This window comes from Moorena producens 3L (genome assembly GCF_000211815.1).
Classification (GTDB): domain Bacteria; phylum Cyanobacteriota; class Cyanobacteriia; order Cyanobacteriales; family Coleofasciculaceae; genus Moorena; species Moorena producens.
This window is the reverse complement of the sequence record NZ_GL890924.1, coordinates 23,408-35,780: the sequence shown is the minus strand read 5'-3', so window position 1 is coordinate 35,780 and position 12,373 is coordinate 23,408. Positions and strand designations below refer to the sequence as shown.

General features: G+C 45.1%; 8 protein-coding genes and 1 pseudogene. 8 read left to right on the top strand and 1 reads right to left on the bottom strand.

Features of this window, described 5'->3' with window-relative positions:
• From LYNGBM3L_RS45115 to LYNGBM3L_RS45775, 3 genes are all read left to right on the top strand, one after another.
• Nucleotides 1-201 (top strand): hypothetical protein (locus LYNGBM3L_RS45115; protein ID WP_161603171.1); only part of this gene is annotated, 201 nt, incomplete at its 5' end.
• Between the two features lie 160 nt (nt 202-361).
• On the top strand, nt 362-1,291 hold the full coding sequence (locus LYNGBM3L_RS15275; RefSeq protein WP_008184926.1) for a pentapeptide repeat-containing protein: 930 nt from the start codon (nt 362-364) through the stop codon (nt 1,289-1,291).
• Nucleotides 1,284-1,445: a hypothetical protein gene (locus LYNGBM3L_RS45775; RefSeq protein WP_165691803.1), complete on the top strand. Its 162-nt coding sequence runs from the start codon at nt 1,284-1,286 to the stop codon at nt 1,443-1,445. The genes LYNGBM3L_RS15275 and LYNGBM3L_RS45775 overlap by 8 nt, the downstream gene beginning before the upstream one ends.
• 69 nt (nt 1,446-1,514) lie before the next feature.
• Here the strand turns inward: LYNGBM3L_RS45775 and LYNGBM3L_RS43630 are convergent, their stop codons facing one another.
• On the bottom strand, nt 1,515-1,655 hold the full coding sequence (locus tag LYNGBM3L_RS43630) for a hypothetical protein (RefSeq protein WP_154659808.1): 141 nt from the start codon (nt 1,653-1,655) through the stop codon (nt 1,515-1,517).
• 273 nt (nt 1,656-1,928) lie between these two features.
• Here LYNGBM3L_RS43630 and LYNGBM3L_RS15265 point away from each other — a divergent pair, with 273 nt between their 5' ends.
• The 5 genes and pseudogenes from LYNGBM3L_RS15265 to LYNGBM3L_RS47430 all read left to right on the top strand — a co-directional run.
• Nucleotides 1,929-3,173: an RNA-guided endonuclease InsQ/TnpB family protein gene (locus LYNGBM3L_RS15265; RefSeq protein WP_008184921.1), complete on the top strand. Its 1,245-nt coding sequence runs from the start codon at nt 1,929-1,931 to the stop codon at nt 3,171-3,173.
• A gap of 38 nt (nt 3,174-3,211) precedes the next feature.
• Nucleotides 3,212-3,388: a hypothetical protein gene (locus LYNGBM3L_RS43625; RefSeq protein ID WP_154659807.1), complete on the top strand. Its 177-nt coding sequence runs from the start codon at nt 3,212-3,214 to the stop codon at nt 3,386-3,388.
• A gap of 49 nt (nt 3,389-3,437) precedes the next feature.
• Complete coding sequence (locus LYNGBM3L_RS38410) at nt 3,438-9,104, top strand: two-partner secretion domain-containing protein (protein WP_008184919.1); 5,667 nt, start codon at nt 3,438-3,440, stop codon at nt 9,102-9,104.
• Between the two features lie 143 nt (nt 9,105-9,247).
• Complete coding sequence (locus LYNGBM3L_RS15255) at nt 9,248-12,115, top strand: CHAT domain-containing protein (RefSeq protein ID WP_008184916.1); 2,868 nt, start codon at nt 9,248-9,250, stop codon at nt 12,113-12,115.
• Nucleotides 12,106-12,373 (top strand): annotated as a pseudogene (locus LYNGBM3L_RS47430) (hypothetical protein); the annotation flags it as partial. The gene LYNGBM3L_RS15255 and the pseudogene LYNGBM3L_RS47430, both read left to right, overlap by 10 nt.

Genomic DNA, 12,373 nt, shown 5'->3' with positions numbered 1-12,373 from the left:
CCCGACTCCCGACTCCCTCGGTGCGCTTTCCGTAGGCGAATTAAATTCGCCACGGGTCGCACCGCTCCCGACTCCCGACTCCCGTTCCCCTCCTGGGAGGGGTTAGGGGTGGGTTCCGACTCCCTCGGTGCGCTTTCCGTAGGCGAATTAAATTCGCCACGGGTCGCACCGCTCCCGACTCCCGACTCCCTGATACTTTAGCTGATCGAGTGCCTCAAACCCTCAATTTGTTTTTGTGGAAAGTATATTTTGGATCCTAAACATTTATGTAAAATATTCTTGCAATAATTACATTTGAGGTCAGATTAAAGTTAAATTAGATACAAAACTAACTGACTACAGGTTTTATAGAACTAAATCTATGACATTATTAACTACTAATCAAGTTCTTAAACAACTTAAGCAAGGACTGTCGTTACAGAAAGCCGAGCTGAGTCATATTGATTTACAGGGCTTGAATCTAGATAAGGCTGACTTTGCCCATGCCTACCTACGTAATGCCAATCTCTCGGGAGCGTCTTGTCAAGAGACAGACTTTACTCAAGCCAATCTCAGCTGGGCAAACCTATCGGGAGCTACTCTGGTTTATGCCCGACTTTCAGGAGCTCAACTGAATCGTGCTGGTTTGGAGGGGGCGAATCTCCGAGGGGCTTGTGCAACAAAGGCTAAGCTGTGTGGGGCAAAACTAGATGGGGTTGAGGCTTCCTTAGCTCAGCTGCAAAAGGCTGATTTGAGAGAAGCAACTGGGAAAGGGATAACCTTTATCAATGCCAATCTCAAGATGGCGAATTTAGGAGCTGTGAATTTCCCTGAGGCTAATTTCAGTGGAGCAAGCCTTGATATAGCTAGCTTAGAGGCAGCTAACTTAATGGATACTAAGTGGGTTGGTGCTGATTTGGAACGAGCCAATTTAAGCCGTGCTAGTTTAGTCAGAGCAGATTTAACCTCTGCTAATCTGATTGTTGCTAATCTCAGAGCTGCTGATTTGACCGAGGTGATTTTGCGTGGTGCTCAGTTGCTGGAGTCAAGTTTGGAAAATGCCTTATTAAAGGATGTTGATTTAACTGAAGCGTCTTTATTTTCTGCGAATTTAGAAGGCGCTCGCTTATCTAATATTAATCTTAAAAATGCTGATTTACAGTACGCTAATTTAGAGAATACTATTTGGAATGGTGTTGATTTTTATAACTGCGAGGTAGCAGGTGCGGTGTTTACTGATGCTAAGGGCTTAAGTGCTCAACAGTGCCAATGGCTGAAGAAAAATGGCGCGTTGAATGTTCCTTGTGGGTAACAGCAACCTAAGCTATCAGCTATCAGCGGTCAGCGGTCAGCGGTCAGCGGTCAGCTATCAGCGGTCAGCTTTTAGCTCACGCTACTTGAGGTGCCGTCAGCTTATTTTATTCAAAAGTACTGATTGCGCTACGCGCACGCTGCGCCAACAGTAGTTTGGCCACAGGCCGACATTTGATAGCTGATAGCTGATAGCTGATAACTGATAGCTTACGTCTAGAGATTTAATCAACTATGCGATCGCATCGACTATAGTAACCGTTGCGGAAACCTAACCGTTGCGGAAGCCTAACTGTTAAACAACCATGCGATCGCGTAGCGTGGCCAAAGGCCAATCGCGTAGCCTGGCCTTTGGCCAATCCCATAGTTAGCTGTCCGGTAAAAGAAGCCCCACATCCTAATGCGTAGCATAGGTGTGGGATGAATTTTACACAGACTCTTTCGGATCAGGGAAACGAGCTATCAAGCTTCTTATCAACTCAGAGTTGGTCATACCTCTACGATCGGCTTCCTGTCTTAGTTGCCTTTTTTCAAAATCAGTCAATCTAATCATCAAATTTTTATCCTTCATTGTGCGTTGACACCTGTAAATACTTGCGCTATACTAAGTATAGGTCGAAAAACAGGAGGCAGCAACGATGATAGCAGCGTATCAGTACCGGCTAAGACTAACAAAAGAACAGGCACAGAAAGTAGAAAAATGGCTAGATATGCTTCGACACCAGTACAACTACTTACTGGCTGATAGATTTAGATGGTACGAGCAAAGCCGCTGCTCAATCAATTCTTGTCCTCTTATTTGTAATGTCCCAGAATTAAGGGATAATCCAGACTATTTTTCACAGAAACGAACCCTTCCTCAATTAAAAAAGGATAGACCTTGGTACGCTGATATTCAGTCTCAAGTTTTACAAGACTGTGTAAAGCGTGTTGACTTAGCTTTTAAGCGATTCCTAAAAGGATACTGCAACGGAAAGAAGAGCGGAAGACCTAGATTCAAAGGCCAAAACAGGTATAAGTCTTTCACTTTCCCTTGTTTGTCCAAAAGTCCTATAGATGGAAACACCTTAACTCTTCCTAAGTTTGGAAAAGTTAAGATGATCTATCACAGACCTATCCCTGAAGGCTTCAAGGTAAAGACTGCTACTATAACTCGAAAGGCTGATGGTTATTACGTCACGCTTTCGATCCAAGATGACACAGTTCCAGAAATATTACCACTAGAAAATGTGGCTAACCCTATCGGGATAGACATGGGACTTAAGTCCTTCTTGGTCAAGTCTGATGGGTCAGAGGTACCAATTCCTCAGTACTATCGTAAAGCCCAAAAGCGATTAAAGAAAATACAGAAAACTGTGAGCCGTTCCAAGAAAGGTAGCAATAACAGAAAAAAGGCTGTACTAAAACTTGGAAAGGCTCACAAAAAAGTCGCAGATACTAGAAAAGATTTTCATTTTAAGACAGCAAAAGAGCTATTAGCTGACCACGATCTAATAGCTCATGAAAAGCTGAATATCAAAGGACTAGCCAGGACTAAGCTAGCTAAATCAGTGTTAGATGCTGGGTGGGGTCAATTCCTGTCAATATTGTCAAACAAAGCCGTTCGCGTAGCGTGGCCTACGGCCTTAAATGCTGGTTTGAGAACGAAAGCAGTAAATCCTCGGAACACCAGTCAAAACTGTTCCAATTGTGGCAAAAAAGTGCCCAAAGAACTAAAAGACCGCATTCATTCTTGTCCTCATTGTGGATATACCGAGGACAGAGATGTAAATGCGGCCAGGAATATATTGAATTTGGCGGTGGGACGTCCCGTCAGAAGTAAAGCTTGCCGAGCAACCGAACCGTTGGGTGGTGTTGGCAAGAAGCCCACACTGAACCTGTAAAGGTCAGTGTGGGAGTACGTCACATCAAATCCCGATAATTGCCCAAACTTACGATATCCAGACAAAATCTTTCTCCCCCGACTCCCGACTCCCTCGGTGCGCTTACAGTCGTCGAATTAAATTCGCCACGGGTCGCACCGCTCCCGACTCCCGACTCCCGATTCCCGACTCCCGACTCCCGATTCCCGACTCCCGAAATTAAAAAGTACCAATAACTGGTATAATGATCCCGAAGCTATTTCAAGCAATAACTTGAAACTGAATATGGGTGCAGCAAAACCAGTGATCACCCTCACCGCAGGTTGGGCCAGGGCAATGGCGATTGCCCTGGGTGGGGTGACCTTAACCATGTCGGGAAACTATGCCTTAGCCGATATTGTTCCAGATGGAACCTTGGGTTCAGAAGGGTCTGTGGTTATACCTAATACCACTGTCCGAGGGGAAATCGGGGATGTGATCGAAGGTGGCGCTAAACGTGGTTCTAACCTATTCCACAGTTTTAAAGAATTTAATGTCGGGGAACTACAACGGGTTTATTTTGCTAATCCTTCTGGAATCGAGAATATTCTAAGCCGGGTAACTGGAAGTAATATCTCCAATATTCTAGGCACCTTGGGAGTAGATGGGTCAGCGAATCTGTTTTTGCTCAATCCCAATGGCATTGTGTTTGGACACAATGCCAGATTAGATGTAGCTGGTTCCTTTTTCGCTTCTACTGCCAATAGCCTGGTCTTTGCTGATGGCCAGGAGTTTAGTGCCACATCCCCAGAAGCCCCGCCACTGTTAACAATTAATATAACCCCAGGATTGCAGTATGGCAAATATGACCCCAGGACAAGAATTCAAAATGCTGGGAATTTAGCAGTAGGACAAGATTTAACTCTAGCTGCTGGCAATCTGGATTTACAGGGTCAACTGGAGGCTGGTAGGGATTTGACTCTGTTTGGAGAAGATACGGTTAGCATCAGGGATAGTATAGCGCAACCCTTTATCGCCAATGCCGGAGGTTTACTGCTAATTCAGGGGAATCAGTCAATTAATATTGCTGCCCATAACCATACCGATAGTGGTTTATTCGCTGGTGCTGATTTACGGTTGCGTTCCCATAATCCTGTAGCCGGGGATGCTCACTATACCGCTGGCGGAAGTTTCAGTATTGAGCAGTTGGATGGGTTACCCGGAAATTTACTCAGTCCCCATGATCCCATTATTCTGGCCAATGGAGATGTCAGTTTAGGAAACTATACCGGAGCCTCACTACATATTTTGGCTGGAGGGAGTGTTACCGTTGGAGACCTGGAGATTAACTCTACCGATACCGCTGATAATGCCATTAGCCCTAATAATTCCAATCCGTTCTTGGCTAGTCTGGCTAATGTTACTTTGTCTGACCAAGCCGGAACCTCTATCGTAATTGATGGCAGTAGTCAACCTACCTTAGATATTCGTGCTGGCATAGATTGGTCATTACTCGGCGGTTTTCCAGGAAATAGCGATACTGGAAACTTAGGGTCTAACTTTGGGACTGCTGCTACTAGTGCAGATATTACGATTGGTGACATCTCGATTCAAGCACCAAATGGACTAGTATTCTTAACCAATCAGTATCAACCGAACGGATCTAATCCTAGTAACAAGCTGGAGATTGGCACACTCCGCACTGATGACGATTTCGGTGGGTTTGTCGGAAATAGTGGTGATGTGATTATCGATTATCGAGGCGGGATTGAAATAAGCGATCGCATTAATACCTCTAGCGCTACCGGTAATGCTGGTCAGATTAAATTAATTACGTTTGATGACATCACCCTTGACAATAGTGACATAATCACCAGTACCTCCAATGCTGGCCAAGCTGGAGATATTACCATTGAAACCGGTTCCTTTACCGCCCGCCGAGGAGCTAGGATCCGAACTAACAGCAACAGTCAAGCCGATGCCGGAGATATCACGATTACCGCCAGTGGGGCAGTTTCCATCGATGGCAGAAACGGCACTGAAGCCAATAACAACGGCACTGAACTAGTATCTCGTCTGGACAACGGAGGCATAGGCAAAAGTGGGGATATTACCATCAAAGGGGATTCTGTCTCAGTAACAGAAAGCGCTGTCCTTGATGCTAGGCTCCGGGGTGAAGGGAGTGCAGGTAATATCAACATCGAGGCTCGTCAAGTGATATTTGAAGGGGCACCGAGGGCAAAGAATAGCCGAGGCAATGAAAATGAAGCCTCCAGTGAAGCCACAGTTAATGTTGAGCGTGGGGCAACCGGCCAGGGGGGTACGATAACTATTAAAACCGAATCCTTATCAATCCTTGATGGTGCTAGACTCAGTGCTGATCTCAACGGTAAAGGCACTGGGGGCAATATTGAAATCGAAGCTAGTGATAGCGTAACGGTGTCTGGAAGAACAGGAAATCGATTTAGTAGGATTAGGAGTAACGTCGGAGAATTCGTTAGGCAAGACGCGGTCGGGAACGGTGGTAACATCACCATTCGCACTGGCTCTCTCTCCCTGACCCAGAGCGGTCAAATCCAAGCCAACACCAATGGCACAGGTGATGCTGGCCAGATAACTATTGTTGCTGATGACACAGTTACCTTAGAAGGGCAAGCAACAAGGGGTAGGAATGCTGGCATTTTCAACAACATAGAAAGAAACGCTACCGGTAATAGTGGTGGTATTTCCATTACCACAGGCTCTTTGTTCATTAATCAGAATGGTTCCTTGGAGTCGAGGATCAGAGCACGGGATGAAGGAGAGAGAAATGGTGGTGATATAACAATTACTGCTAAAGATCAAGTTATCCTGGACAAGAACATTAACTCGATTCGGACCGAAGTGGAGGCTGACGCAATCGGCAACGCAGGAGATATATCGATTGATGCCAAATCAGTGACTATCAAAAATGGTGCTAGAGTCGTAGCTGACACCCTGGGAAAAGGAGATGCAGGCGAGATAACTATCAAAGCTCGCAATACAGTTACCATTGACGGGATAGCAAGTAATGGGAATATATCGAGCGGTTTGCGCTCTCGGGTCGGTCCGGATCGAGAGTCTAGCAACCAATCAAAAGCTGAAGGTGAGGGTGGTGCAATTACCATAGAGGGAAAGTCAGTTTTTGTGACCAATGGCGGTCAAGTAAGTACTGAAATCAATGACATAGGAAATGCTGGCAACATATCAATTATTGCTGAGGATCAAGTTATCTTTGATGGCGCTGCTAGGAATGAAGACGGGGATACATTTTCAAGTATTATCTTCAGTCGAGTTAGACCTGAAGCAGAGGGTGACGGTGGCAACGTATTTATTGAAGCTGGGTCAGTTTCCTTTACCAACGGTGCTGTGGTAATTTCCAACACCCGTGGCCAAGGAAAAGGGGGTGATGTGGAAATAATAGCTCGCGATCGCGTTTTAGTTGACGGATTCAGCGAGTTGATTGGAGCAAATACAAATAGTGGCATAGTTAGTGATGTTCTCTCGGATGGCAAGAAGGATGGTGGCCAGATCAAGATCACAGTTGAAGAAGGTTCCTTGGCGATTACTGGAGGTGCCAGGTTAGCATCTGGTACTGCAGGCGAGGGGAATGGTGGTGATGTGATCATTAAGGTTCGTGACCAGGTTTTAATAGACGGCGTGGGCATGAATGACAAACCTAGTCGGATATTGACTGGTGTAGGACCTAGGACAATAGAGGGCAACGGTGGTTCAATTATAATTGAATCTAACTCCATTGAAGTGACTGATGGTGCGAGGCTAGGTGCTGGCACCAGCGGCAATGGGAAAGGTGGAAATATAAACTTAACCGGTAGCAATACAGTAACTGTTGATAATGCAGTCATTCAGACCCGTGTAGAAGAGGGAGCTACTGGTAATGGAGGAGATATTAATATCACTACTTCCTCCCTATCTCTTATTAATGGTGGGCGGGTGGAAGCAGGAACCTTCGGTGTAAGTCAAGCAGCTCTAACTTCTGAGTCCTATCAGAATATTGTGCAACGAGATCAGCCAGTAGCCTACTGGCGTTTAGACGAAACTACTTCGATAACGGCTGTTGACAGTTCTGGCAATGGCTTCAATGGTACTTACAGGAATGGTGTAACTCAGGGAGTTCCAGGAATATCAGGCACAGCAGGAGAATTTGATGGCAACAATGATGCTGTGGATGTTGGTATTATTGCACCAGGGTCGGAATTAGATATCAGCAATAAAGCCTTCACCGTAGAAGCCTGGGTCAAGCCAGACGAACTAAAAGAGCAATCCTATGTTGGGATACATCCAAGCAATAACCGAAACGATGGTGACGGTGACAGTCTATATTTCCGAGTGACCAGTAACGGGTCTGTCCGTTTTGGTGACTTTCCCGATGACTTGGAAACACCAGGGAACATCATTGAACCAAATACTTGGTATCACATTGTAGCTACTTATGACCAAGACTCCAACACCAACACCATTTTTGTGGATGGTCGGGAAGTGATCAGTAACAACCAAGGTGCTTTTGAAAGTCAAAACCCCCGTGTCTTGATCGGGAATTGGACGAGGGGTAACGGAGGATTCAACCAACCCTTCAATGGTGTGATTGATGAAGTCGCAGTCTATGACGAAGCCTTATCCCGTGAAAGCATTACTAGTCACTTCTTACTGGGCCAACTAAATCTTGGTGTATCTCCGGAATCCTTACCTGATCGTGCAGCAGATGCTGGCACCATTACAGTCAATGCTACTGATCAGATTACTATATCTGGAGTTAGTCCCACTAATAGTGACCTTGCTAGTGGTTTAGTGTCTAGCAGCTCAGGCAATTTCAGTGGTGTAGCTGGTGAAATCAGCATCGAGACTGATTCCTTGAAAGTGGCGGATAGAGGAGAAATAAACGTAAGCAGTCAGACAGCTCAAGCTGGTACGATCACCATCAATACTAATTCCCTCAAGGTTGAGGATGGAGGGATAATCACCGTAAGCAGTCAGACAGGTCAAGCCGGTGATATCACCATCAATAGTGATTCCCTCAAGGTTGAAGATGAAGGGATAATAACCCTAACCAGTGAGACAGGTCAAGCCGGTGATATCACCATCAATAGTGATTCCCTCAAGGTTGAAGATGAAGGGATAATCACCGTAACCAGTAACAAAGGGGTAGCAGGCGATCTAAGAATTAATGCTAATTCCCTGTTGCTTAACAACGGAAAACTTTTCGCTGAAACTGCCAATAATAATAATCAAGTATCAGGAGGGAACATCACACTAAACGTATCAGACTTAATACAGCTCAAAAACGAAAGTCTGATCTCCGCACAGGCTTTAGAAGCTAACGGAGGTAACATCACGATTGATAATAATCCATTTCTGATTGCTTTTCCCCCAACTGGTGATAATGGTAGCGATATCATTGCTAATGCTCCAATGGGTCAAGGGGGTAATATCAGGATCAATGCCTTCAGCATTTTTGGTGATATTGAAGAGCGCAAAGCTATCCCAGGCAATGGCACCAATGATATAGATGCCTCTGGTCAGACAGACGGTGTGGTGACCATCAACACCATCGATGACTTCCTGGAGCGGGAGCCCAACAGCTTACCCACGGACCCAGCCCAGCCTCAATTTGACCAGCGTTGTCAACCGAGTAATAGCACTGGCAGTAGTCTGATCAATACTGGACGTGGCGGCATACCCCCTCGCCCAGGTCAAATCAGCAGCAATAGCAATTGGGAAGATATACGCCGTCCCACTCCCCGTGGACGGTATCGCTCCCGGACTGCATTGGTGAAGCCCCCCGTTCAGCCCCCCACTACCCCTAAGCCAAAACGAATTATAGAAGCTCAAGGCATCATGATTGATGCTGAGGGCAATATCTTTCTTACTGCATATCCAACTACCGTGACACCGGATGGATTTAGGCAGGTGTCTAGGTCTTGTTATCTGCGATAGGGAATCGGGAATCGGGATGCAGCGTGGAACAGGCATCTTGCCTGTTTCAAATGACAAAAATTTAGATATACCTCAGCCTTACTATGAAACGTCATACTCTATTCAAGAGATAATTTAATAGAAACCCTAGATTTAGCGTCCCTATGCTTCGCGCGACCCGAGTTGGCACCCAAGCCCTACTTTTTTTTCTCCTAAATTTAGTTCTCCCCATTGGCATCCTCCCGGTCTTATCCTATCCCAGCACTGTTAAGCCAATTCCTCAAGATTGGTCAGCGTCAGATTTAGTGGAACAAGGCAGAGCATTCTACACCAAAGGTCAGTTTAATCAAGCAGCAACCACTTGGGAACAAGCGGCACAAGCCTATGAATCCCAAGGGGATATACTACATCAGGCGATGGCATTGAGTTATCTGTCCTTGGCTTACCAGAAACTGCAACAGTGGTTTGATGCGGAAGATGTGATCGCATTTAGCCTCAGCCTGTTAGAGACAGGAGCAGATCTCAGCAATACCCCAGACTACCAGCAAATCCAAGCCCAAGCTCTCAACACCTTAGGTAGTTTAGAATTAGCCTTAGGACAACCAGACACTGCTCTAGAAGCCTGGCAATTGGCTACTGAGATTTATCAACAATTAAAGGATGACATTGGCATTACAGGTACCCTAATTAATCAAGCCCAAGCGATGGAAGCCTTAGGACTTTACCGTCGCACCTGTAAAACCTTATTACAAGCCTTAAAGCTGGACAATAATTGCGATTTGTCCAATCAAGAACGGTTTGAAACGGTGCTGCAAACCTTTCAACAAACCCCTGATCCCCAGATTAAAATCCTTGGCTTACGTAGCCTTGGGAATACTCTCCGTCTCCTCGGGGATTTGAACCACTCTCAGCAAGTGCTTAAGGCAAGTTTGAAAGTAGCTCAACCTCCTCTAGAAAAACGAGAGACATTACTGAGTTTGGGGGATACAGAACGTTCTTGGTACAACCACTATAAACAATTATACACCAGAACCAACTTGATAACTGAGCAAAAAAAAGTTAAACAACAGGTTATTGCTCAGGTTAATCATGCTATAAAATACTATCAAGAATCTCTTCAAGAGTCAAGCAAATTATCAGCTTCAACCAGCTTAGACATTGAACCAAAACTACAGCGATTAAGTCTACTCATTGATTACCACAATTGGTTAGAGACCTTAAAAAATGAATATAATAATGATAATCAAGCTCCAAATATCCAAGACGTGAAATCTCAAATTAATGACCAAGTCAAGGAATTACTCAACAGCGAGATTACTAAATTACCAGCTAGTCGAACAGCAATCTATGCTCAAATCAATTTTGTGGAAAGTCTGATCACCTATGATCTAAAATCGAACAAGCATCAAGACAATCTTCAGCGGTCATCCTTTATCCTTCAGCCTTACGAAATTGCCCATACTTTAGTCAAAGCTCTCCAAGAGGCTCAACTTTTAGACGATAAACGAGCCGAATCCTATGCCCTCGGTACCCTGGGTCAGCTCTATGAACAAACTCAGCAATGGTATCAAGCTCAAGAATTTACCGAAAAAGCCCTCACCTTAGCTCAAGGGATTCAAGCCGATGACATTGCCTATCAATGGCAATGGCAGTTAGGACGAATTTATCAAGCTCTGGGAAAAACTGAAGAAGCAATCACTGCTTACGAAGCCACTGTCAAAACCCTAGATTCTATCCGCCAAGATTTACTGGCTCTCAGTTCAGATGTGCAGTTTTCCTTTCGGGAAAATGTTGAGCAAGTCTATCGAGAATTAGTCGATTTACTTTTGCAGGACGAGCAAACCGCTGAACCGATCGCAAATAAACGGATCCCAGATAACCGGATCCCAGATAACAAGCTCAAGCAAGCTACCGAAGCAATTGACTCTCTCCAGCTAGCCCAAATTGAGAATTTTCTGGGGTGTAACCTTTCTGACATTGTGGAATTGGCCGAGCAGGAAATCGATCCGAGTGCAGCATTAGTCTATCCGATTATTCTCGATGACCGGTTAGCGGTGATCGTGAAATTACCAAAATCAGGAGAATTTATTCACTATACCACTGCTTTACCTAAAGCTAAACTTGAGCAAACCTTAGAAAGTTTGCGTATACAGCTAGAAAAACGTTTTATTTCTAAAGACAGTCTAGCTTTATCCAAACAGGTTTATGACTGGTTAATTCGACCGGCGGAAGGGTTGCTCGAAGCCAATCAAGTTAAAACCTTAGTATTTGTTCTTGATGGTGGATTTCGCAATGTTCCCATGGCTACCCTTCATGATGGTGAACAGTATATAGTAGAAAAAGGCTATGCGATCGCACTCATTCCTGGTTTGAATTTACTGGAGCCCAAACCCTTAGCTCAAGTTGAGTTAAATGCCTTAGCCTTTGGACTGTCAGACATGCGCGAGGATTTGGCTGATCATCAAGGTTTCGCTAACCTACCCAATGTTAAAACAGAATTAGCAGAAATTAAATCCCAAATTCCCAGTCAGCAATTGCTCAATCAAGACTTTACCAGTCAGAAATGGCAAGAGTTAATCAGTTCGGTGCCATTTCCCGTGGTGCATTTAGCCACTCACGGTCAGTTTAGTTCAGTACCAGAGGAGACCTTTCTGCTGGCGTGGGATAAACGAATCAATATCAAGGATTTAAGCAATGTCATCCAGAACAGAAGTGACAATAGTTTAGAAGCAATTGAATTACTAGTGCTGAGTGCTTGTAAAACTGCCGATGGTGATAGTCGTGCTAGCTTAGGATTGGCCGGGGTAGCAATTCAGTCAGGAGCAAGGAGTACTCTGGCTTCCCTATGGTTCATTAATGATGAATCTACCGCTAAACTGATGACATTTTTTTACGAAGAATTAGCTGCTTCTGGCGCAACGGTTACCAAAGCTGAAGCCTTGCGCCGTGCTCAAGTTAATCTCTTAAAAGAACCTGGTTATAAAGCTCCATTGTTCTGGGGAGCCTATGTTTTAGTGGGAAATTGGCTGTAATCGGGAATCGGGAATCGGGAATTGGGAATTGGGAATCGGAACCCACCCCTAACCCCTCCCAGGAGGGGAACGGGAATCGGGAATCGGGAATCGGGGTCAGCTATCAGCTATCAGCTATCAGCTATCAGCTATCAGCTTTGTGGCACAGGCTTCGACCCTGTGACCTAACTCAAATAAAACGAATGCTGAGTAATGCACCACCCACGGGCTCGCTGATCGTGTTTTTCTCAATTCTTGTCCACTGTTCAAAGCTCCAAA